This window comes from Amycolatopsis sp. NPDC104587 (assembly GCF_055583645.1).
Map to the genome: position 1 here is coordinate 788836 of NZ_JBVJNO010000002.1, position 23159 is coordinate 811994.

The 23159-nt window shown below is 70.0% G+C and carries 17 protein-coding genes and 1 rRNA gene; 4 read left to right on the top strand and 14 right to left on the bottom strand.

Annotated features, from left to right (window positions below; translation table 11 throughout):
- Nucleotides 1–8: 8 nt before the first annotated feature.
- The 7 genes from ACZ61C_RS08080 to ACZ61C_RS08110 form a co-directional block, all read right to left on the bottom strand.
- The gene (locus tag ACZ61C_RS08080) at nt 9–1586 is read right to left on the bottom strand and encodes a glycoside hydrolase family 13 protein (protein ID WP_465304141.1); all 1578 of its coding nucleotides are present in this window, start codon (nt 1584–1586) and stop codon (nt 9–11) included.
- Between the two features lie 43 nt (nt 1587–1629).
- Nucleotides 1630–2499, bottom strand: a complete 870-nt coding sequence (locus tag ACZ61C_RS08085; protein ID WP_465304143.1) for a carbohydrate ABC transporter permease — start codon at nt 2497–2499, stop codon at nt 1630–1632.
- Complete coding sequence (locus tag ACZ61C_RS08090; protein WP_465304145.1) at nt 2496–3470, bottom strand: carbohydrate ABC transporter permease; 975 nt, start codon at nt 3468–3470, stop codon at nt 2496–2498. Before ACZ61C_RS08090 ends, ACZ61C_RS08085 begins: the two co-directional genes overlap by 4 nt.
- A complete protein-coding gene (locus tag ACZ61C_RS08095) occupies nt 3448–4824 on the bottom strand; it encodes an ABC transporter substrate-binding protein (RefSeq protein ID WP_465304147.1) in 1377 nt (458 codons plus the stop codon). The genes ACZ61C_RS08090 and ACZ61C_RS08095 overlap by 23 nt, the downstream gene beginning before the upstream one ends.
- Before the next feature lie 273 nt (nt 4825–5097).
- Nucleotides 5098–6105, bottom strand: a complete 1008-nt coding sequence (locus ACZ61C_RS08100; RefSeq protein ID WP_465304149.1) for a LacI family DNA-binding transcriptional regulator — start codon at nt 6103–6105, stop codon at nt 5098–5100.
- Between the two features lie 73 nt (nt 6106–6178).
- Nucleotides 6179–8359 carry a discoidin domain-containing protein gene (locus ACZ61C_RS08105; protein WP_465304151.1) on the bottom strand — a complete coding sequence of 727 codons (2181 nt, stop codon included), beginning with the start codon at nt 8357–8359 and terminating at the stop codon, nt 6179–6181.
- A gap of 6 nt (nt 8360–8365) precedes the next feature.
- A complete protein-coding gene (locus ACZ61C_RS08110) occupies nt 8366–10636 on the bottom strand; it encodes a discoidin domain-containing protein (protein WP_465304153.1) in 2271 nt (756 codons plus the stop codon).
- A gap of 199 nt (nt 10637–10835) precedes the next feature.
- Between ACZ61C_RS08110 and ACZ61C_RS08115 the strand changes: the two genes are divergently transcribed.
- Nucleotides 10836–11618: a class I SAM-dependent methyltransferase gene (locus ACZ61C_RS08115; protein WP_465304155.1), complete on the top strand. Its 783-nt coding sequence runs from the start codon at nt 10836–10838 to the stop codon at nt 11616–11618.
- Nucleotides 11615–12538: an alpha/beta hydrolase fold domain-containing protein gene (locus tag ACZ61C_RS08120; RefSeq protein ID WP_465304157.1), complete on the top strand. Its 924-nt coding sequence runs from the start codon at nt 11615–11617 to the stop codon at nt 12536–12538. Before ACZ61C_RS08115 ends, ACZ61C_RS08120 begins: the two co-directional genes overlap by 4 nt.
- Here the strand turns inward: ACZ61C_RS08120 and ACZ61C_RS08125 are convergent.
- The 5 genes from ACZ61C_RS08125 to ACZ61C_RS08145 all read right to left on the bottom strand — a co-directional run bounded on the left by ACZ61C_RS08125 (nt 12524) and on the right by ACZ61C_RS08145 (nt 19324).
- Nucleotides 12524–14272, bottom strand: coding sequence for a choline/carnitine O-acyltransferase (locus ACZ61C_RS08125; RefSeq protein ID WP_465304159.1), 1749 nt, complete (start codon nt 14270–14272; stop codon nt 12524–12526). The two genes, ACZ61C_RS08120 and ACZ61C_RS08125, sit on opposite strands and share 15 nt — an antisense overlap.
- Nucleotides 14269–15093 (bottom strand): class I SAM-dependent methyltransferase, encoded by an 825-nt coding sequence (locus ACZ61C_RS08130; RefSeq protein ID WP_465304161.1) that lies wholly within the window; start codon nt 15091–15093, stop codon nt 14269–14271. The genes ACZ61C_RS08125 and ACZ61C_RS08130 overlap by 4 nt, the downstream gene beginning before the upstream one ends.
- Before the next feature lie 17 nt (nt 15094–15110).
- The gene (locus ACZ61C_RS08135; protein WP_465304163.1) at nt 15111–15968 is read right to left on the bottom strand and encodes a HalD/BesD family halogenase; all 858 of its coding nucleotides are present in this window, start codon (nt 15966–15968) and stop codon (nt 15111–15113) included.
- A 111-nt stretch (nt 15969–16079) separates the two neighbouring features.
- Nucleotides 16080–16610 carry a DUF4232 domain-containing protein gene (locus ACZ61C_RS08140; protein WP_465304165.1) on the bottom strand — a complete coding sequence of 177 codons (531 nt, stop codon included), beginning with the start codon at nt 16608–16610 and terminating at the stop codon, nt 16080–16082.
- 116 nt (nt 16611–16726) lie between these two features.
- Nucleotides 16727–19324 (bottom strand): bifunctional FO biosynthesis protein CofGH, encoded by a 2598-nt coding sequence (locus tag ACZ61C_RS08145; protein WP_465304167.1) that lies wholly within the window; start codon nt 19322–19324, stop codon nt 16727–16729.
- A 153-nt stretch (nt 19325–19477) separates the two neighbouring features.
- On the opposite strand from ACZ61C_RS08145, the gene ACZ61C_RS08150 reads away from it, so the two are divergent.
- Nucleotides 19478–21013 (top strand): IS1634 family transposase, encoded by a 1536-nt coding sequence (locus ACZ61C_RS08150; RefSeq protein WP_465304169.1) that lies wholly within the window; start codon nt 19478–19480, stop codon nt 21011–21013.
- On the opposite strand, the gene ACZ61C_RS08155 is transcribed toward ACZ61C_RS08150, so the two are convergent.
- The gene (locus ACZ61C_RS08155) at nt 20998–21756 is read right to left on the bottom strand and encodes an SDR family oxidoreductase (protein WP_465304171.1); all 759 of its coding nucleotides are present in this window, start codon (nt 21754–21756) and stop codon (nt 20998–21000) included. The two genes, ACZ61C_RS08150 and ACZ61C_RS08155, sit on opposite strands and share 16 nt — an antisense overlap.
- 30 nt (nt 21757–21786) lie before the next feature.
- Nucleotides 21787–22632 (bottom strand): alpha/beta fold hydrolase, encoded by an 846-nt coding sequence (locus ACZ61C_RS08160; RefSeq protein WP_465304173.1) that lies wholly within the window; start codon nt 22630–22632, stop codon nt 21787–21789.
- 453 nt (nt 22633–23085) lie between these two features.
- Here ACZ61C_RS08160 and ACZ61C_RS08165 point away from each other — a divergent pair.
- Nucleotides 23086–23159, top strand: a 16S ribosomal RNA gene (locus ACZ61C_RS08165); the annotation flags it as partial.

Sequence of the window (23159 nt, forward strand, 5' to 3'; positions counted from 1 at the left end):
GGTGCGTCCTAGCCGCGCAGCCAGACCGCGGTGTCGGTGGGCAGGGTGTCCGTGACCTCGCCGCTGGCCAGCAGGAGCTCGCCCGCCGGAAGTGCGACCGGGGCGTCCGAGAAGTTCAGCGCGAACGTGAACCCGGACCCGATCCGGAACGCCAGCACCCCCTCACCCAGCGAGAGCCACTCCAGCTCGCCCGCCGGCAGGTCCCGGCGCAGCCGCAGGCCGTTCCGGTACAGCGACAGCATCGACGCCGGGTCCGCCGCCTCCGCTTCCGCCGTGTAGTCCTTCCACTCGCTGGGCTGGGGGAGCCACGCGCCGCCGGAGCCGAAGCCGAACGGCGCTTCCGAACCCGACCACGGGATCGGGACGCGGCAGCCGTCCCGGCCCGGGTCGGTGCCGTTCGTGCGGGCCCACACCGGGTCCTGGCGCAGCTCGTCCGGGATGTCCAGGACCTCCCAGAGCCCCAGCTCCTCACCCTGGTAGACGTACAGCCCGCCGGGCAGCGCCAGTGTCAGCAGCGCCGCCGCGCGGGCCCGCCGGGTGCCCAGCTCCCGGTCGACCGGCAGCTCGTGCAGCCGGTTCGCGAAGCTGAACCCCGTGTCGCCCTGCCTGCCGTACCGCGTGACGTGCCGCGTGACGTCGTGGTTCGACAGCACCCACGCCGCCGGCGCGCCGACGTCGTCGTGCGCCCGCAGCGTGCGGGTGATGACGTCGCGGAAGCGGCCGGCGTCCCACGGGCAGACCAGGAAGTCGAAGTTGAACGCCGAGTGCAGCTCGTCGCGCCGCAGGTAGCGCGCCGCGCGGGACATGTCCTCGAGCCACATCTCGCCGACCAGCACGCGCTCGCCCGCGTAGCTGTCGGCGATCTTGCGCCACGACCGGTAGATCTCGTGCAGGCCCTCCATGTCGGAGAACGGCGTCTCGTCGCCGTCGTCGACGTCCGGCAGCCGCGCGTCCTTGACCAGGCCGTCGGCGACGTCGATGCGGAAGCCGTCCACCCCGCGGTCGAACCAGAACCGCAGCACGTCCTCGAACTCCGCGCGGATGTCCGGGTTCTCCCAGTTGAAGTCCGGCTGGCGCGAGCTGTAGAGGTGCAGGTACCACTCGCCGTCCGGCACCCGCGTCCACGCGGAGCCGCCGAAGCGCGACTTCCAGTTGTTCGGCGGCTCGGCGCCGTCCGGGCCGCGGCCGGGCCGGAACCAGAACCGCTGCCGCTCGAGGGATCCCGGGCCCGCCGCGAGCGCGGCCTGGAACCACCGGTGCTCGTCGGAGCAGTGGTTGGGCACGATGTCGATGATCACCCGGATGTCCCGGGCGTGCGCCTCGGCGATCAGCTCCTCCGCCTCGGCGAGCGTGCCGAAGAGCGGCTCGATGTCGCGGAAGTCGGCGACGTCGTAGCCGCCGTCGTCCATCGGGGACGGGTACCACGGGGTGAACCAGATCGCGTCGATCCCCAGCTGCGCCAGGTGGTCCAGCCGGGCGCGGACACCGGCGAGGTCGCCGACGCCGTCGCCGTTGCCGTCCGCGAAGCTGCGGATGTAGACCTGGTAGATCGCCGCGCTACGCCACCAGCCGGTCTTGTCGGTCACGGAAGTGCCCTCCTAGTAGTCGTGGAAACCCCTGGGCCGCGGCTCAGCCCTTGACGGCGCCGGCGGTCAGCCCGGCGAGGATCTGCCGCTGGAACGCCAGGAACAGCGCCACCATCGGCAGGCTGGCCAGCACCATCCCGGCGACGAGCACATTGAGCGGCATGTCGATCGCCACCCGTTGCAGCATCACCGAGAGCGTCTGCTTTTCGGTGTCCGGGAACACCAGCAGCGGCCAGATGAAGTCCTTCCACGCGGTGACCACCGCGAGGATCGACACCACGGCCAGGATCGGCCGCGAGATCGGCAGGATGATCCGCCAGAGGGTGCGCACCGGCCCGGCGCCGTCGATGCGCGCCGCTTCGATCAGCTCGTCCGGGATCTGGTCGAAGAACCGCTTCAGCAGGTAGATGTTGAACGCGTTCGCCGCCGCCGGGAGCCACACCGCCGTCGGCGAGTTGATCAGGTTGAGGTGCACCAGCGGCAGGTCCGTCACCGTCACGTACGTCGGGACGAGCAGGGCCGTGGCCGGCAGCATCAGCGTCGCCAGCATCAGGCCGAGCACGACGTTGCCGAACTTCGGGCGCAGCTTCGACAGCGCGAACGCGGCCGGGACGTCGATGGCCAGCTGTGCCAGCCACGCGCCGCCGGCGACGACCAGCGTGTTGAGGAAGTACTTGCCGAGGTTCAGCTGGCTCCAGGCGTCGCCGAAGGTCTCCGGGTGCCAGTCGTGCGGGACGAGCGTCGCCGGGGTCTGCGCCAGCTCCTGCGGCGACTTCATCGCCCCGGTGATCACCCAGTACAGCGGGAACATGAAGGCCAGGACGAACACGGCCAGCGTGCAGACGAAGACGACGGTGTAGACGAGCTTGCCGCGCGGGCTGCGCAGCGAGCCGGGCGAGACGAGGGTCCTCATGACTGGTCCGCCTTCCGCGTCAGCCGGACGTACCACGCCGAGAACACGCCCAGCGCGACGAACAGCAGCAGGCTCATGGCGCTGGCCGAGCCGAAGTCGTTGTAGACGAAGGCGTAGCGGTAGAGCAGCAGGAGCACGGTGACCGTCGAGTCGTCCGGGCCGCCGCCGGTCATCACGTACGGCTCGGTGAACACCTGCATCGTCGCGACGATCTGCAGCAGCAGGAGCACCAAGAGCACGAACCGGGTCTGCGGGAAGGTGACGTGCCGCAGCCGCTTCCACATGCCGGCGCCGTCGAGCTCCGCGGCTTCGTAGAGCTCGCCGGGGATGGTGCCGAGCGCGGCCAGGTAGATCAGCGTGGTGCTGCCCATGTTGGCCCAGGTGGAGACGAAGACCAGCGAGAGCATCGCGGTGCTGGAGGAGTCGAGCCACTGGCCGCCGGGCAGGCCGACCGCGCCGAGCGCGGAGTTGAACAGGCCGGGACCCGGGTCGTAGAACCACTTCCACATCAGCGCGGTGACGACCGGCGGCAGCATCACCGGCAGGTAGACGGCGAGCCGGAAGAACGCCTTGGCGTGGCGGAGCTCGTTCAGCAGCACCGCCGTCAGGAACGGGACGGCGAAGCCGAAGACGAGCGCGAGCCCGGTGAACAGCAGGGTGTTGCGCCAGGCGACGCCGAAGAGCGGGTCTTCGAACAGGCGCGTGAAGTTGTCGAACCCGACCCACGTCGGCGGGTTGACGAAGTCGACCTGCTGGAAGCTCAGCAGCACGCCGCGCACGATCGGGTACCAGGAGAACAGCGCGAACACCACGAGCGCGGCGCAGAGCAGGCCGTACGCGGTGAGGTTCTCCCTGATCTTGCGCTTGAGCCGGGTCCGGCGGCGTTCTTCCTGGGACGCGGCCGGGCGCCTGGCCCGCGACGAAGACGTCGCGGGCCAGGCGAGGAGGCTACTTGACCTGGGCGAGGACACTGTTGACCTTCGAGGACGCGGACGACAGCTGCTGGTCGAGGTTCGCGTTCTGGTCCGTCAGCACCGCCTGCATGACGCTGTCGAGCGCGGCGTAGATCTGCTGCGCGTTCGGCGGCTCGATGCTGCCCTTGATCTTGCTGGTCGTGTCCACATAGGACTGGTAGTTCTTCGCGGGAACGTTGGCGTACTTGGCCTTCAGGGCCAGCTGCTGCTCGCGCACCGAGCCGGTCCAGACGTCGGGCGTGGGCTCCGCGGGCAGGCCGACCGGCTGCTTGCCGTCGACGTACTGCTGGATGTGCTTCTCGAAGCGGTCCGGGTTCAGGTACTTCCACTGGATCCACTCGAGGCCGGCCTTGACCTTGTCCGGCGAGGCCTTCGGGTTGATCATGTAGCCCTCACCGCCGAGGAGCGTGCCCTGGCCGCCGGGCATGCCGGCGATGCCGTAGTCCTCGTACTTGCCGTTGAACTGCTTGACGAGCACGGGGACGTTGTCCGGGGCGGCCATGTACATGCCGAGCTGGCCGGCGCCCATCATCCGCTGGACGTCCGTGGCCTCGAGGAGCTGCTTGGCGCCCATGGAGTTGTCGGTCCAGCGCATGTCGTGCAGGTACTGCAGGGCCTGCTTGCCCTTCTCGTTGGCGAAGTCGGCGACCCACTTGTCGCCGTCCTTGCGGGCGATGTCGCCGCCCATCGAGTACATCCAGCCGGTCATGTGCCAGCCGCCCTGGTTGTTCTTGCTGTAGTCGGCGTACCCGACGGTGCCGTTGCCGAGCGCGGCGATCTTCTTCGCGGCGTCACGGACCTCGTCCCAGGTGGCCGGCGGCTTGTCCGGGTCGAGCCCGGCCTTCTGGAACAGCGGACGGCTGTAGAGCAGGCCCATCGTGTAGTTCATCGTCGGGAGGCCGTAAAGCTTGCCGTTGGCGTCCCGGAAGTTGTCCAGCAGTTCCGGCTTGATGTCGTTGATGTGCGGAACGCTCTTCGCGGCTTCCGTGATGTCGGCGGCTTGGTGCCGCGCGATGATCTGCGCCGGGTCGGTGAAGTAGACGTAGTAGACGTCCTCGAGCTGCCCGCCGGCGAGCTTCGCGGAGAACGTCTTCGGGTCCATGAACCCCTCGTGGGGCTCGATCTGGATGTTCGGGTGGGAAGCCTCGAACTCCTTGACGTCGGCGTCGAAGACACCGCGCTCGAACGGCTGGCTGGTCGGCGGCTGGCCGGTGACCGTGATCTTCACCTTGCCACCGGGAGCGGCAGCGGTGTCCCCATCGCCGCAGGCGGCCAGTGAGAGAGCAAGGCCACCTGCGGCGAGCAGGCACAACGTTCGGCGGGAGAAGGATCGGGACCAGGGACTGCTCATCTCAAGCCTCTTCTCGGGGTCGCGACGGCTGTCACGTGATTGCGGTCACCTTAAAGTGTGAGAGCAGATCGACGCAATAACCCGACGAGAAGTTGCAAGTTACGAACAGGCCGCACCCCACCCCAGAGCGCCCCAATGTGGCCTTGGTTGCGTCAGACGCACCGAAGGGCCCCTTGGGTGCGTCTGACGCACCGAAGGCCACATTGGGGCGCTTTAGTCTGGGCGTGCAAAAAGGCGGGACGGCCGGCAGGCCGTCGCGCCCTGAGGGGAGGTTTACGCCGTGCGGCGGGCGGTGGAGCCGCGGACCACCAGCTCCGGAGCGAACAGCAGCTCCTCCGCCGCCACCTCGCCGCCGTTGATGCGTTTCACCAGAAGCTCCACCACCGCGCGCCCCATGGCCTCGATCGGCTGGCGGGTGGTCGTGAGGGGCGGGTCCGTGCAGTTCATCAGGGCCGAGTCGTCGTAGCCGACCACTGAGATGTCGTCGGGGACCGAAAGGCCCTGCCGCCGCGCCGCGCGGACCGCTCCCAGCGCCAGCAGGTCGCTCGCGCACAGCACCGCCGTCGCACCGCGCGGGTACAGCCGCGCCGCTGCCGCGTGGCCGCCCTCGATCGAGAACATTCCGTGCTCGACCAGCTCGTCCAGGACCGGCAGGCCGAGCTTGGCCGCGTACGACTGGAACGCCTCGAGCTTGCGCTTCGACGGCACGTGGTCGGCCGGCCCGAGGACCAGGCCGATCTTCTCGTGCCCCAGCGAGCTGAGGTGCCCGACGACCTGCTCGACGGCCACCGCGTCGTCGCACGAGACCTGGGGGAGGCCGAGGTGGTCGACCGCCGCGTTGATCAGCACCGTCGGCAGTCTGCGCTCCACCAGGTGGTGGTAGTGCGAGTGCACCGCGTCGGACTGCGCGTAGAGCCCGCCGGCGAACACCACGCCCGACACCTGCTGCTGGAGGAGCAGCTCGACGTACTCCGCCTCGGACACCCCGCCCGCGGTGCGCGTGCACAGCACCGGCGTGAAACCCTGCTGGGCGAGGGCGTTGCCCATGATCTCGGCCAGCGCGGGGAAGATGGGGTTCTGCAGCTCCGGCAGCACCAGCCCGACCAGGCGGGCCCGCTCGCCGCGCAGCTGGGTGGGGCGTTCGTAGCCCATCACGTCCAGCGCGGTGAGCACGGCGGCCCGGGTGCTCGCGGACACCCCGGACCGGCCGTTGAGCACCCGGCTGACCGTGGCTTCGCTGACCCCGACCTGGCGGGCGACTTCGGCAAGACGACGCGTCATGAGTGAAACTTTACAGCAACTGGGCGCAAAAGTAAGACAAGCCCGCCCCGGGTGGGGCGGGCTCGTCACTCCCTCAGGCCGCGGCCACTTCGAACTCCGACACCTGGCCGGCGGGCCAGCCGGTGTTGCCGGTGAACGTCAGCCGCACGAAGCGCTGGGACGTCGCCGTGAACGAAGCCGACGCCGTGTTGCCGGAAGCCGGGTCGAACGCGTAACCGCGCGAACCCACCAGCGTCGTGTACGAACCACCGTCCGTGCTGCCGGAGATCGTCACCGTCTGCGTCCGCGCGCCCCACGCCGACGACGGCGGCAGCTTGAGCGTCACCTTGGTGATCGACGCCGCCGCGCCCAGATCCACCGTCAGTGTCTGCGGGAACGCGTTGTTCGCGCTCTCCCAGTACGAGTTGGCGTCCCCGTCCACGGCGTTCGAAGGCGGGAAACCCCCGACGGTCGCCGACGCGCTGATCGCCTTGCCGCGCGCGAGATTGCTCCCGGACGTAGGCGGCTTCGGCGGCCCCGAGTTCGGCGCGGGCCACGTCGAGCAGTCGCCCCAGGTGCCGGTCCAGCCGCTGTTGCCCGACCCGCCGAAGGTCATCTTCGGGATCGACGCCGGGTACGGGCAGTTGTACGTCCCGGTCACCCCGACCCCGGACGCCGACAGGTTGCTGATCGACACCGACCCCTGCGTCTGCGACTGCGCCACGAACGTCCCGGCGCCCTGCACCGAGACGCCGTCGATCGTGATGCCCTGGATCTGCTTGCCCTGGCCGTTGCCGTCGATGAACTGGATCGCCTCGTACGGGCTCTGGACCGCGGTGAACCCGGTGACCCGGATGGTCACTCCGGTGATCGCCTGGTCCCGCGCGTCGAACCACAGCGCGCCGACGCCGAACTGCCAGTTCGGGTCGAGCGCCCCGGCCCGCAGCGCGGTGTTGTTCGACAGCGTCACCGTGCCGCCCAGCGGCACCGAGTTAAACCGGTTCGCCACCAGGTACCCGCCGCCGAGGGCGTTGGTGTCCTGCACCAGGTTCCCGCTCACCGTGTTGTTCGAACCGCCGTACAGCGCGATCCCGTTGGCCAGGTTCGGCTGCACGACTGTGTTGTTCACCAGCGAGTTGCCCGAGTCGGCCTGCCCGTTCGACCAGAGCGCGAGCCCGTCGTCGCCGTTGTTGCGCAGGTAGTTGTTGCGCAACGTCGAGTTCGTGACGGCGCCGTCGAAGTTCACGCCGTCGGCCTGCGTGTCGAGGATGCGGTTGTTCTCGATGGTGAGGTTCGACGACGCGCCGTTCATCAGCCACAGCCCGCACTTCGTGTCCTGGATCCACAGGCCGCTCACGACCGAGCCGGTGCCGAGGACACCGTGGAACGCGTTGTCGGGGCTGCCGTCGTTGCGTTCGGTGACGTCGCCGAACACCGCGAAGTCGTACAGCTTGATGTTCCCGGACGCGCTGCCGTTGTTGAAGATGTTGTTGCCGTGCAACACGGTGTACCACTGTCCCGCGCCGCGGACGGTGGTCTGGTCGATCTGCAGCGCCGAGCCGATCTCGAACCGGCCGGACGGCACGAACAGCTCCTTACCCTGTGACCGGGCGGCCGCCAAACCGTTGCGGAACGCCTGCGAGTCGTCGGAGGAGTCGTTCGCCGTCGCGCCGTAGTCGGTCACCGACAGCGCGTTGGCCGGCTTCGAGCCCGCGCCGCCGACCTGCTCGAAGTCCGCGAGGTCGATGGTCGCTTGCCCGACGTCACCGGAGTTCGCCTGCACCCGGACCTTCGCGCCCGCCGCGAGGTTCTGCCCGAGCAGCAGGCGGGCGTCGTCGAAGAAGTGGTGCGTCTTCGAGCCCGTGATGAAGCCGGTGTCCACATAGGTGTAGCGGGACGTCACGGGCAGCGCGAGCGTGGACCCGTTGACGGACACCGAAAGCCGGCCGGACGAGCCGTCGGGCAGGTTGTAGTGGACGTTGATCGCGTTCGCCGCCGCGGGCAGCGTGAACTCGACGTACTGGCCGGTGGTGATCCGCACGGCCTGCCGCCCGGAGGCCTCCGAAGCGACGCTGCCTTGGGTGTAGTCCGGTCCGACGGCCGAGCCGTTCGTCGCCGAGCACTCGGCCTCGACCGTCCGGAACGGCACGCTCGCGCCGCCGGACGCGGTGGTGGGGCAGGTCGCCGCCGCGGCGGGTGTGCTGCCGGAGAGCACGACCAGGCCGGACGCCGCGAGTGCGGCGGCGAGCAGAGCCGGGATGCGGGACATCGTCATCACCTCTCAGGATGCGTAGGCTTCGAGCTCGGACAGCTGCCCGGCGGGCCAGCCGGTGTTGCCGGTGAAGGTCAGCCGCAGCGTGCGGGCCGACGTCGCCGGGAACGTGATGGTCGCGGTGTTCCCGGACGCGGGGTTGAACGTGTACCCCGCGGCCGCCTTGACGCCGTCCACCGAAATCGTCTGCGTGCGGGTGCCCCACGCGGACGACGGCGGCAGCTTCAGCACCAGCCGCGACACCGACACCGTGCTCCCGAAGTCGACGGTCACCGACTGCGGGAACGCGTTGTTCGCGCTCTCCCAGTAGGAGTTCGCGTCGCCGTCGACCGCGTTCGAAGGCGGGAACCCGCCCTGGGACGCCGACGCGCTGATCGCCTTGTGCAGCGCCAGGTTCCCGGTCGGCTGGGTCGTGGTGGTCGTGGTCGGCGGTGTGGTGGGAGTGGTCGTCGTCGTGCCGCCGTTGTCCGAGCCGTAGACCGGCGTCGGCCACGAGCCGCAGAACGTCGTCGACCAGCCGGAGTTGCCGCCCTGGTCGGCCAGCCCGGCCATCGCGTCCGGGCCCATGCAGTTGTACACGCCGGCCCGCCCGACGCCGGTCGCGACGACGTTCTTCACCGACCCGGTCGGCTTCGCCTGGATCTGCCAGGCGAAGGTGCCCGCCCCGGTGATCCGGACGTTCGTGAAGTGCACGTCGGTGGTGGCGCTGTCGATGAACTGGATGGCCTCGTAGTTGTTGTCCTGCAGGTCGAGGTCGGTGACGTCGACGCGGCCGGTGATCGCCGAGTCGCGGCCGTCGAACCACAGCGCGCCGACGCCGAACTGCCAGTTCGAGTCGAGCACGCCGGTGCGGATCGCGGTGTTGCGCGCGACCGTCGTCGTGCCGGACAGCGGCACCGCGCTGAACCGGTTGGCGATGTGGATGCCACCGCCCTGGTCCTGGTTGTCGGCCACGACGTTGTCGGACACGGTGTTGTCGCGCCCGCCGTAGATCGCGATGTTGTTGGCGAGGATCGGCAGCAGCACGGTGTTGAAGGAGAACGTGTTGTTGTGGTCGGCGTCGTGCTCGGACCACATCGCGAGGCCGTCGTCACCGGTGTTGCGCAGGAAGTTGTTGGTGACGGTGACGTTGCTGATGCCCTGGTGCAGGTTCAGGCCGTCGGCGGTCTGGTCGAGGATCCGGTTGCCGGACACGGTGAGCCCGTCGAACGGGCCGTCGAGCCACAGCCCGACCTTCGTGTGCTGCAGCCACAGGTTCTGCACGACCGAGCCGCCGCCCAGCGCGCCGCCGATGGCGTTGGACTGGTCGCAGTCGACGCGGGCGTCGACCTGGCCGATGATCGCGAAGTCGTACAGCTTGACCGCGCTGCTCGTGCCCGGGACCGCGCCGTTGCCGGGGTAGGTCGACGTGCCGCAGCTCGCCGGCTCACCCTTGCCGAAGATCCCGGCACGCGGCCCGGTCAGCACCGAGTACCACGGGCCGGCGCCGCGGATCGTCACCTGGTCGACCGTGATGTGGTGGCCGAGGGTGAAGGTGCCGGACGGGATCCAGACCTCCTTGCCCTGGCTCTTCGCGGCCGCCACGGCGGAGTCGAACGCGCCCGCGTCGTCACTCGTGTCACCCGCGGTGGCGCCGTAGTCGGTGACCGACACCGAGTTCGCCGGGCGCGCGGCCGCCGCGCCGACCTGCTCGAAGTCGGCGAGGTCGATGGTCGAGGCCGTGGTGTCGCCCGCGTCGACCTGCAGCTTGATCTTGGTGCCGGCCGGGTACGACGTGCCGAGCAGTGCCCGGGTTTCGTCGTAGAAGTGGTGCGCGTGGCCGTCACCCGGGTTGTTCGTGAACGGGTACGAGCCGTAGTACCAGGCGTACTTCGACGTCAGCGCGATGTCCTGCTTGTGGGCGCCGCCCACGTAGAGGGAGATCGTGCCGCTCGTCCCGGTGCCGTTGCCGGAGTCCGGGAGGCTGTAGCGGAAGTCGATCGAGTTCGCCGGTGCGGTGAGCGTGAACTCGACGTACTTCCCCTGGCCGGACAGCGTCACCGCCTTCCGGCCGGACGCTTCGCCGGCGAGCGTGCCGGCGGCCCGGTTCGGGCCGATGACCGAACCGTTCGTCGCGGCGGTTTCCGCTTCCTGTTCGGTGAAGGGGACCGTCGCGCCGCGGCCGGCGGCGAGCGCGTCGGCCGGAACCGCGGCGATGGTGACACCGGCCGCCGCGATCACGGCGAGCGCGAGGGCGCCCAACTGTTTCTTGGGCGCACTGAAGACAGAGCTGGGAGACATGGGCAGCACTGGCCTTTCCGCAGCAAGGTGGGGACCTCTGTGACCGGGATCATACGAATCCTGGACAAGAAATCGCAATAGTTGGACGAACTTACGCAACTTTGCGACAGGAATTGACCGCTGAGCCGGATGCCGGACGCTCTCTTACGCCCGCCGGAGCAACGTCCGGGACGCGCGCCGCCGCTGCTAGTTTTCAGTCATGAGCCAGCGACGTGCGGACGGCAGCGCCGGGGACGCGGACTACGGCGCGATCGGCGGGGTCTACACCGACTACCGCAGGCCGGATCCCCGCATCGGGCAGTACCTCCTCGACGCGCTGGGGGACGCGCGGAGTGTGCTCAACGTCGGCGCGGGCGCGGGTTCCTACGAGCCGGCCGACCGGGAGGTGACAGCGGTCGAGCCGTCGGCGTCGATGCGCGCGCAGCGGCCGGCCGACCTCCCGCCGGCCGTCGACGCGGTCGCGGAGAAGCTGCCGTTCCCGGACCGGGCGTTCGAGGGCGCGATGAGCACGTTCAGCGTCCACCAGTGGAACGACCTGTGGGCCGGGCTGAAGGAGATGCGGCGGGTCACCCGCGGCCCGATCGCGATCCTGACGTGCGACCCCGCGCTGCTGCGGCGGTTCTGGCTGCTCGACTACGCGCCGGAAGTGATCGAGACCGAGGCGCGGCGCTACCCGTCGGTCGACGACATCGCCGACGGGCTGGGCGGCGCCACTTCGATCATCCCCGTGCCCATCCCGATCGACTGCACCGACGGGTTCAACGAGGCCTACTACGGCCGCCCGGAACGCCTCCTCGACCCGGGCGCACGGCTGTCGTGTTCGGCGTGGAGCTTCGTCGACGACCGCGTGCACCACCGCTTCGCCGCGGAACTGCAGCACGACCTCGACGACGGCACGTGGGAACGCCGCTACGGCCGGCTTCGCGAGCAGCCGACGTTCGAAGGCTCACTGGTCCTCGTCGTTTCGGAACCTTCGGCGTGACCCCGCCGCCGTTCGACGCGGAGCTGGCGCCGATCGTCGAGACCCTGCGCGCGCTGCGCCCGCCGCTCGTGTCGCTGCAGGACATCCCGGGCCGCCGGGCGCTGAACGCGGCCGAGCACCGGACCGTCGGGGAGCTGGCCGCGGCGTACCCGGAGCACAAGGTCACCGAGGAGTACGCGGGAGACGTTCCGCTGCTGGTGATGACGCCGGCGTCCAGCGCGGGTGTTCTGTACTACGTGCACGGCGGCGGCACGATCGTCGGCAGCCACCTCGGCTCGGACGTGCCGAACCTGCTGGACTGGGCGGGTTCGCTGAGCTTGACGGTCGTCTCGCCGGGCTACCGGCTCGCGCCCGAGCACCCGTACCCGGCGCCGGTGGAAGACTGTTACGCCGGTCTGCTGTGGACGGCCGAGCAGTTCGCCGGGCCGACGGTGATCGGCGGTGTCAGCGCGGGCGGCGGCCTCGCGGCGGCGACGGCGCTGCTCTCGCGCGACCGCGGCGGGCCGGAGCTCGGCGGGCAGCTGCTGATCTGCCCGATGCTCGACGACCGCAACACCACCCCGTCGGCGGTGGACCTCGACGGCCGCGGGCTGTGGGACCGCACGGCCAACACCGTCGGCTGGACGGCGTACCTCGGTGACCGGTTCGGGACGGAAGACGTGCCCGCCTATGCGGCCCCGGCTCGCGCGGCCGACCTTTCGGGCCTGCCACCGGCGTTCCTGGACGTCGGCACGGCGGAGACGTTCCGCGACGAAGTCGTGGCGTACGCGAGCCGGATCTGGCAGGCGGGCGGCGAAGCCGAGCTGCACGTGTGGCCGGGCGGCTTCCACGGGTTCGATTCGCTGGCCCCGAAGGCCAGGCTCAGCCAGGCGGCGCGGGCCGCCCGGCTGGCCTGGTTGCGCCGCCTACTCGGCCAGTAGCTCCTGCAGCTCGCTGACCGCCTTCGTGAGTTCGTCGGCGAAGCGGTACATCTCCGCCGACACGTGCTTCGGCGTGCTGAGGTAGATGTTCCAGCGATCCGGCAGCAGCACGTACGCGATGCCGATGCATTGCGGGCTCGTTGAGCCGAACCCGAAGTACTGGATGTTGACCGACGGCGCCGAGCTCGTGCTCAGGTAGTCGTCGCGCGTCTTCAGCCAGCCGGGCGAGCTGTACAGCGCCGGTACCTCAGTCTCACCGCGGCGTTTCCCGATCAGCTGCAGCTCCCACAGGTGCTGCTCCGGCGCGTCCCCGGCCTGGCACTCCCTGGCTCGCGCGACGTGCTTCGCCGCGGCCGCGCGCAACGCCTCCCGCTTCTCGCCGTCCGACGCGGCCGGGTCCGTCAGGACGTCGGCGAAACGCACGACCTCCGGCGTCACGACGCGCATCGCCTCGGTGCGGCCGTTCCGGAACTGCCGGGTGGCGATCGACTCGTACGTCGCCCCGGTCAGGCCCTTCGCGCGGCGGTGCGCGAGCTGGTACGCCATCTGCGCGAAGGCGTCCGGGGACATCTTCAGTTCCTTCGCGCGGTTCGCGCCGAAGTCGAACGACACGGTCTGCGTAGCCGTGGCGTCCGCGTACGCCCTGAAGGCCGCTCCGGCCGCTCGAGCGTCTTCGCGGAGCTCGTCGGTCAGCGTGAACTCCACCGCTTCGAAGCCCGGCACACCGTCGGCGGCTTCCCGCGTTGCGCGCGAGCCGCTCAGCAGCACGTCGGTGAAGCCGAGGATCGTGGTGCCGTCGAGCTCGCAGTGCTCGACGTTGATCCCCGCGGTGCCGTCCTCGAACACGACCAACGAAACAGCCTTGTCGTACCAGCGGTTGTCGCCGTACAGCAGTCGGTCGCTCGCCTCCTGCGCGTTCGACGGCGCGAAGTCGTCCAGGCACAGGGAGAACAACGCCGTCTCGATCGTCTCCAGCGCTTCGGCGTTGCCGGCTTCGAGCAGGGCGGCCCGCGAAGCCGCCCACTCCGCGCGAGCCTTCGTCGTGAAGTGTCCCGGCGCCGCGTCGGGCCGAGCGCGGTCGTCCTTGAGGATCGCGCGCAACCCGTCGGCGATCTGCTCCGGCGAGTACGGGTGGCCGTCCTCGGTGATGACGTCCATCCGGAACGGCGTGTCGCGGTGGAAGACCACGATGTGCCGCTCGGGCGACGGGAACCGCGTGCGCGCGGTGTCCAGCAGCTCACCCGGGATGCGCGTCGCCGAGAACAGGTACTTGTGCTGCACCATCGACTGCGGCGTGCCGCGCAGGAGCACCGGCGGCACCTCCTCTTCGTCGAGCCGCAGCTTGTAGTCCACGGCGGACGCGGCCAGCTCGGCCGCCCGTTCCACCTGGCCCAGCTCGGACTCCCGGAACAGGAAGAAGAAGTTGGCGTTGAGCGCGATCCGGTCGCGGCGGCCGAGGTAGCGGTACGGCCAGAACGTGTCGAGCCAGCTGTGCACGCCCGGCGAACGGTCGTACTCCTCGAGCGCGGCCTGCAGCCCGTGCGCGGGACTGCCCGGCGCCAGGAACTCCGCGACCGCCGCCTCCGTCTCCGCCAGCTCGGCCGGGGTCAGCAGCGGTGCGCACCACTCGAGGAAACGGCGGCCGCTGTCCTCCAGCGTGGGGACGGGGACGCGGGGAAGCCGGTCCTCGTTGCCGAAGGTGCGGGTGGACCAGTCCGGACTGCTCACGATCATCCTTCTTCGTCGAAGTTTTCGAGCGCGGTGGCCAGCGCGGCCGCGCCTTCTGGACGGGAAACGTACAGCTGCGCGTACAGCCAGCCGTCGGACTCCACACCGGTCGGGTCGACCCCGGCGGCGTCGAGGGTGTCGAGGATCTGCGTCCGCTCTTCGGCGGAAGCGAACCGCCGCTGCCGGAACACGCCGGGCACCTGCGCGGTCTCGTACCCCAGCCCGGCCAGGCTGTCGGCGACCGGCTCGTAGGAGAACATCCGCAGCACGAAGTGCGCCATCCACGGCCGCGAGCCGCGCGCGATCCGGGTGATCGTCTTCTCGGTGACGTAGCCGACGCAGCCGGTCGAGACCACGAGGTCGACGTCGTCGAGCAGCTTCCGCTGGGTGCTGTCCGGGTCGTCGCTTTCGAAGTCCGCGTGGATCGCCTCGTCGAGAAACCCGGCGGAAAGCGCGTACTCGAGCGCCGGCGCGGCCGCGTCGAGACCGAAGAACTTCGCGCCGCCCGGACCGGTGACGCGGGCGCGGTCGGCCTCGACCAGCTCCGCGTGGCTCAGCGCCAGCACGTCCGGAGCGGTGTAGTGCGCGTAGAGATCGTCCATGGTGGCTTCGCAACGGCGGAGCGCGGCGTTGACACCGTACGAGCAGCCGACGTCGAGCACGGTCGGGGAGCCGGCCGGGTGTTCGCCGATCAGCTTCGCGAAGCACGGCTTCGCGAGCTGAGGGATTTCGTAGCCGACGCGCTGCAACGTCCCGAAGAACGGACGGGGGTCGGGCGCGGTGTAGATGTGGTCGAACGAGATCTTGCCGGTCGAGTCGAAAGGCACGGGCCAGGCTCCTAGATCTAGTCGAGCAGGGCGTCGCCCCGCACGGCGCGATCGGCCAGATGCTGGGGCAGGACCCGGCCGAACAGCTGCCTGGTCCGCTCCGGGCTGCCGATGACGCCGGGGCGCTCGCTGTAGGCGAAGATCGCCGAATGGCGGGCGATCTTCCCCACCACCCTAGTGACCCGATGCAAGGCGAAGCGGCCCTTGAACAGCTGCAGATCGCCCGGACGGAGGCCCAGGCGCTGGACCGGACGGGTGTTTTCCCCGGAAAGCACACCCCGCACACCGGCGAAGTTCTCGTCCTCGGCGGAACGGATGTCGGGGCAGTGTTCGAACGTGCCGCCGTCTTCCGCGGCCTGGGTCAGCATGCTGACGGTGTAGGAGTTCGTGTCGAAGTGCCACGGGTGCGCGCGGCCGGGCGCGATCACGTTGAGGGTCAGCCCGGCCAGCGGGTCGGCCAGCTCGTGCAGCTCCGGCAGGCCGAAGCAGTCGGCGACGAACCGCTGGAACAGCGGGCTGGTGTAGAGCCGGCTGATGATCGACGACGCGGGGACGCGGTCACGCGCGACGAAGGCGTTGCCGCGTTCCATGACCGTCCGGCCCGGGTGGTCTTCGGGCAGCGGGGTGTCGAGCGCGATGTTGTAGGCGTTGACCTGCTCGACCTTGGTGTACGCGTGCGGCTCGAGCGCGGCGCACTCGGCGCGCAGGACCTCGTGCAGCTCGGGCCGGATGAAGTCGGCGAGGACACTGCAGCCGACGTCGGCCAGGTCCGCGCGGGTGCCGGCGACGGTGTTCCGCCAGGCGGCGCTGCCCGGTTCGGTGAGCGGGTAGCGGTCGGTGTCGACCATTTCCAGCGCGGCCACGGAGGTGCTCATCGAAGTCCCTTCGGCAGGTGCAGCTTCGGTGCTTGACCTGGTCGTGAGGGAAAGAGTTAGCACATCTCCGGGTGCGTCAACCGTGGGTTTGTGAGCGGTGACACAAGGTCATCAGTTCCCGATTTCCGTCGCCCACGAGCTGACCGTGACGGTGTCGGTGGTGCCGAGGTCGGTGTCCAGCGGCTGCTTCTGCTCGGGTTCACCGGGGACCGGCACCACGGAGATCGCGGCGCCGCTGCGCTGGTCGCCGTCGGTGACGGTGGCCGACCACGCGAGCACGGCGACGACCTTCTCGCCCGGCTTCAGCGTCACGTTCTGCGGTCCGAGGTCCCGCGCGAAGTACGACGTCCCGTGCTCGACCTTCACCGCGAGCGCCGAGCCGTCGCCCGCGAGGATCTTCAGGTCCGGGTAGCCGGTGACCTGACGCGGCCCGCTGTCCCGGTTGGTCAGCGTGAGGACGCTCGCGCGGTGCCCGAGCCCGGCCTCGACCTGACCGACCGAAAGCGACAGTCCCGCCGATGGCGGCGGCGCGTAAGTCGGGCTCGGCGCGACCGTGGGTGTCGGGGCAGGTGGTGGCGCCGGAGTGCCGCAACCCGCGAGAAGCGCGACGAAGAGAACTGGTGTGAACCGGAAAACCCCCATGGGCCGGAAGAGTAGCGGGCGCCCTGGAGCCCGGGCCCCCGCTACCGCTGTGTCAACCGGGGGCTCCGCCCCGGGGCCGGGGGCTCCGCCACCCGGAACCCCCGTCAAACCGGTTCTTACGGCGTGAGCAGCGGCAGCAACGGCTTGCGCACGGCGGTCGCGACGCCGTCCGACGCCTCCGCGGCGGCCAGCCGCTCGGCCGACGGCCGCCCGTACCCCGTCGTCCGCTGCACCAGCGGCCGGCCCAGCGGCTCGACCATCTCGCGCATGTCGCTGATCGTCTTGTACGAGCCGTTCGACGCGCCGGCCATCCGGCTGATCGTCTCCTCCATCAGCGTGCCGCCGATGTCGTTGACGCCGCCCTGCAGCACCGCGCGGCTGCCCTCGGTGCCGAGCTTCACCCAGGAGCTCTGGATGTTGTCGATCATCCCGTGCAGCAGCAGCCGGGCCAGCGCGTGCACCGCCCGGTTCTCGTTCTGCGTCGCGCCCGGGCGCGCGAGCCCGGCGAGGTAGATCGGCGAGCTCTGGTGGATGAACGGCAGCAGCACGAACTCGCTGAACCCGCGCTTGCCGTGCTTCTCCAGGCCGTCACGCTGCAGCTTCGCGAGCAGCTTGAGGTGCGCGACCCAGTGCGCGGGCGTGTCGACGTGGCCGTACATCATCGTGGACGTCGTCGGCAGGCCGACCTCGTGCGCGGTGGTGACGACCTTGATCCACTCCGACGTCGGCAGCTTGCCCTTGGTGAGCACCCAGCGGACGTCGTCGTCGAGGATCTCCGCGGCCGTGCCCGGCAGCGAGTCCACGCCGGACTCCTTCGCCGCGATCAGCCAGTCCCGCAGCGAAAGGTTGGTCCGCGAAGCGCCGTTGACGACCTCCATCGGACTGTAGCTGTGCAGGTGGATGTCCGGCTGACGGCGTTTCACCTCGGCCGCGAGGTCGAAGTACGCGGTGCCCGGCAGGTCCGGGTGGATGCCGCCCTGCATGCAGATCTCGGTCGCGCCGGCGGCCCACGCCTCGTCGACGCGGTCGCCGACCTGCTCCAGCGAGAGCGTGTACGCGTCGGCGTCGGTGCGTCGCTGGGCGAAGGCGCAGAAGCGGCAACCCGTGTAGCAGACGTTGGTGAAGTTGATGTTCCGCGTGACGACGAAGGTGACGTCGTCGCCGACCGTCTCGCGCCGCAGGTCGTCGGCGAGCTTCGTGAAGGCGTCCAGTTCCTTGCCCTCGGCCGACAACAACGCCAGTGCGGCGTCGTCGGACAGCCCGGCCGGGTCCTTTTCCGCGCTGCGCAAGGCTTCCAGCACGGTGGAGTCGAACTTCTGCGGCCCGGTCTTGATCCGGTCGCCGATCTCCTTCCAGTCCCCGTACACCGAGTCGAAGTCGCTCCGGCGGTCTTCGGTCCGGCCGGTGGTGTCGATCTCGGTGTGCAGGTCGGTGCGCCCGGACTCCTGCCAGCCGCCGTCCGGCTCCTGCCACGGGATGCCGACCGGCATCGCGCCTTCGCGCGCCATCCCCGTCTTGGCGTCGACGAGCGCCGCGACGTGCCGCGTGATCCGCGGGTCCAGCCACGGCTCGCCCGCGTTGACGTACTCCGGGTAGATCGTCAGGCGTTCCTTGAGCTCGAAGCCGGCTTCCTCGGTGCGGCGCGCGAGCTCGTCGATCTGCGGCCACGCGCGTTCCGGGTTGACGTGGTCCGGGGTCAGCGGCGAGACGCCGCCCCAGTCGTCGATCCCGGCGCGGATCATCAGGTCGTACTGGCGGCCGATCAGGTTCGGCGGCGCCTGGATGCGCATCTTCGGGCCGAGCACGAGCCGCGCCACGGCGATGTTCGCGGCGAGCTCTTCGAGGTCGGCGTCCGGGGTCGCGCGCATCTTCGTGTCCGGCTTGGCGCGGAAGTTCTGGACGATGACTTCCTGGATGCCGCCGTAGGTCTTGGCGACCTTGCGGATCTCGAACAGCGCGTCCGCGCGCTCCTCGTGCGTCTCGCCGATGCCGATGAGGACACCGGTGGTGAACGGGACGCTGCTGCGGCCGGCGTCTTCGAGCACGCGCAGCCGGACCGCGGGGTCCTTGTCGGGGGACCCGTAGTGCGGCCCGCCCTTCTCGCTCCACAGCCGGGTCGCGGTCGTCTCCAGCATCATGCCCATCGACGGCGCGACCGGCTTGAGGCGCTGGAAGTCCTGCCAGGTCAGCACGCCCGGGTTGAGGTGCGGCAGCAGGCCGGTCTCCTCGAGGACGCGGATCGCCATCGCGCGGACGTAAGAGAGCGTGTCGTCGTAACCGTGCGCGTCCAGCCACTCGCGGGCGGCCTTCCAGCGGTCCTCGGGGCGGTCGCCGAGCGTGAAAAGGGCCTCCTTGCAGCCCATCTCCGCGCCCTTGCGGGCGATGTCGAGGACCTCGTCCGGGGAGAGGAACGGCGATTCGAGCCGGCCCGGCACCGTGACGAACGTGCAGTAGCCGCAGCGGTCGCGGCACAGCCGGGTCAGCGGGATGAACACCTTGCGGCTGTAGGTGATGATGCCGGCGCGCCCGGCCTCGGCCAGGCCGGCGTCGCGGATGCGGGAGGCGTACTCGGACAGCTTCGCCAGGTCGTCCCCGCGGGCGTGCAGCAGGACGGCCGCCTCGGCTACGTCCAGTGTCTTCCCGTCCCGCGCCCGGGCGAGCGAGCGGCGCATCGCGGAGGCGGTCGGGGTGGTGGCGTCGGGTTCGGGTCCCATTCCGCCCACGCTAGGACCGTCCTCGGGCGACCAGCCAGTGTGCGTTCCGCACCACGTTCACCCGAACGATTCACATGCCCGTCGGCGCAGGTCAGCGCGCTGCCGTGGTTGTCGATCAGCGCACGGAGGTGTATTACCTAAAGGGTGGCATCGGTGGTCGGGAAGAAGATCGGCGGACGGACGTACTACTACCTCGCGGAGTCCGCCCGGGTCGACGGCAAGCCCCGTGTGGTCACCCAGCGTTACCTGGGCACGGCCGACGAGATCGCCCGGGCCGTCCCGGGCGGCGAACCGGCTGCGGCTTCGCACCGGACCTACGGCGACGTCGCCGCGGTCTGGGCGACGCTGTCCCGGCTGGACTTCGTCCGCCGCGTCGACGACGTCGTGCGGTCGAAGCCCTCGCTGGGCCTGAGCCTGGCGGTCGCGGTGCTGCACCGGGCGACCGCGCCGGAGACGCCGATCGGGCTGTGGTGGGCGGCGAGCCCGGCCGCGGACCTGGTCCGGCTGTCCACAGTGGATGGTCTGTGGCGGGCGCTGGAACGCCTGACGCCGGAGCGGATCGCGGGCATCGAGGAGACCGTCGCGGCCGCCGTGCTGGACTCGCTCGACGACCACGAGGCCCTCGCCGTCGACGTCCCGCAGTTCGCCGTGTTCGCCCCCGCGGACTGCACGCTGCCCACGGCCTGCCGGGAGGTGCTCGCCGGCGTGGGGCTGCGCGTCACCCGCGACGGCGCCATCCCGCTGGCCTCGCGGCTGTACCGCCGCGACAATGCCCCGACGTTCGCCGCGCTGACGGGCGCGCTGGGCTCGGCCACGCTGGTCTTCCACGCCGGGCAGGCCGCGCAGCTCGACCTCGGTTCCCGCCGCGGGTTCGTCGGCTCGCTGCCGCTGACCGACCACCCGGAGTTGCTGACGCAGCCCGCGTCCGCCCGCAAGCGCGTCGACCCGGAGCGGTTCGCCGGCCTCACCGCGCTCGACACGCACGCGGTCGTCGACGGGGTCCGCCGCCGGGTGATCCTGACCCACTCGGCGACCCTGCACGCGGCCCAGTCCCGGGCGTTCGCCGACGAGCTGGCCACGACCACCCGCGAGCTGGACGGCCTGGCCGCGGCCTTGGCCGCCGGCACCCACCGCGGCGACCGCGCGCAGGTGCACGCCGAAATCGGCCGGGTCACGCGCGGCCGGCGCATCGAACGCGTCCTCACCGCCGTGCTCACCGGCACCAGGCCCGGTGAGATCCGGGTGGAACGGCGGATCGACTCCGCCGCAGTGGCCCGGCTGGACGACGAGTTCTTCGGCAAGCAGGTGCTGGTCACCGACCGGGACTGGCCGGTCGGCGACGTCGTCACGGCCTACCGCGCCCGCACGCACCTGGAGTCGACGTTCCGCTGGCTGACCGGGCCCGCGCTCACCGGCCCGACTCCGCGCTGGGAGTGGACGCGGGCGCGGATCGCGGCCCACGGCCTGGTGTCGGTGCTGGCGGCGACGGTGACCCACCTGATGCGCCGCGAAGCGGACCGGGCGGGCATGAACCTGTCGGTCCGGGAGCTGCTGGACCAGCTCGCGGGCATCGGCGAGCTGGTCCTGACGTACCCGTCGACGGGCGGGCGGCCGCGGACCAAGCGCCTGCTGACCGGATCGGACCCGGAGCAGCAGGCGCTCTACCAGCTGTTTCAGCTCTCGCGGTAGATCTGCAGCGCCGAGAAGCTCTGCACCACCGGCATCAGCTCGATGACGTTGATGTTGACGTGCTGCGGTTGGTTCGCGGCCCAGAAGACGGACTCGGCGACGTCGTCCGCGGTCAGCGGCGTGGTGCCTTCGTAGACCTTGTCAGCCTTGTCCTGGTCGCCGTCGAAGCGGACCTTCGAGAAGTCCGTGCCGCCGACCATGCCGGGCTCGACGTTCGTCACGCGGACGCCGGTGCCGTGCAGGTCGCTGCGCAGGTTGAGGCTGAACTGGTGGACGAACGCCTTGGTCGCGCCGTAGACGTTGCCGCCGGGGTAGGGGTAGGTGCCGGCGATCGAGCCGATGTTGATGACGTGGCCGCGCCCGCGCTCGACCATGCCGGGCAGCAGCGCGCGGGTGACGTGCGCGAGGCCGCGGACGTTGGTCGCGATCATCTCGTCCCAGTCGCTCAGTTCCGCGCGCTGCGCGGGCTCGAGGCCCTTCGCCAGGCCGGCGTTGTTGACCAGGACGTCGACCGCCTTCCACTCCTCGGGAAGGCCGTCGACCGTCGTCTTGACCGCTTCGGGGTCGCTGACGTCGAGCTGCACCGGGAGGACGGCGTCGCCGAGGTCCCCGGCGAGCTTCTCGAGCTTGTCGTGGCGCCGGGCGACGGCGATCACCCGGGCGCCCTCGGCGACGAACCGCCGCGCGATGGCGTCACCGAAGCCGGCGCTGGCGCCGGTCACGAACACGGTCTTCTGGGTCATGGGGTGAACCTTATTCTGGCTAGGCCGGCGCTACCGACCGCGGGTTTCCTGCCTGCGGCGACCTTCGCGCCGGCCGACGGCTGAATAAGGTTCATCGGCTCCGCTGCTCTTCAGAAAGGTGCTGAGTGCCTCGTCGAACTCGGTCTCGCGCTCCAGGTTAGGCAGGTGGCCCGCGCCGTCGACGACCACCAGGGTGGAACCGGCGATCTTCCGGTGGATCAGCTCGGCGTCGGCGACGGGCGTGAACTCGTCCTCGCTGCCGACGACCACGAGAGTGGGGACGTTGATGTCCTGGAGCGTGCCGGTGTAGTCGGGACGCTCGGCGCGTCCCCTCAGCGCGGCCGCGGCTCCTTGCTGGGGCGCGTTGCGCATCATGCGCCGGACGTGCGCTTCGACGTCCGGCCTGCTCGCGCGGGTGCTCCTCGAGATCATCTTGGGGAGCAGCTCTTCCGCATACCGGTGCATGCCCTCCTCGGTGATCCTCGCGGCGGTGCTGATGCGGGCCTGTTTCGCCGCTGGGGTGTCGAGGCCCGCGAAGGTGTCGGCGAGGAGGACGGCTTCCGCCCGGCCGGGGTGGTCCTTGAGCAGGTGCATGACGATCTGGCCGCCCATGGAGAGGCCGCCGAGGACGAACGTCTCGAGGCCGAGGTGGTCGGCCAGGTCGACGAGGTCGCGGGCGAAGACGTCGAGACCGGTCTTGGTGTCCGTGCTCGGGGAGGAGCCGAAGCCGCGGAGGTCGGGGGTGACGACGCGGTAGCCGCGGGCGGCCAGGTGCTCGGCCTGGGGGCGCCACATCGAGCGGTCGAAGGGGTGGCCGTGGACGAGGAGGACGGGCCGGCCGGTCTTCGGGCCGAGGTCGTCGTGGGCGAGGGTCATGCGGCCGACGCTAGGCGGAGCTTTGTCGCGGTGCAATACGACGCAATGTACTCGGAGCAATGTTCTTTTCTGGCTCTTTCGCTGGCGCTCCGGGGCCGGTGGGTGCAGACTGGGCCGCAGACGAGCTTCGTCGTGGGTTCTGACCTGCGCTGATCTTGTTAAGGGACCCCCCTGTTTCGGGCCCTTTCGGGGCATGTAAAGTTCTCCAAGTCGCCAGGGAAACCGGGCGGCGGGGACACGAACCAAGCTCTCGCTTTACCGCGATTGAGTGGGTGTCCACATAAACTGCTAGGAATAACTCGCTTCGAGTAAGGCCGCTTGACGGCGGCGCGACTCGGGTGTGTTGCTTGAGAACTCAACAGTGTGCTAGTGAACTAAGCCAGTAGAGCTTATGTATTGAACCTCGTATGAGGTTCCTTTGAGAGCATTAACTTGCCTCGATTAAACTGTTCATTGTTGGAGAGTTTGATCCTGGCTCAGGACGAACGCTGGCGGCGTGCTTAACACATGCAAGTCGAACGCTGAAC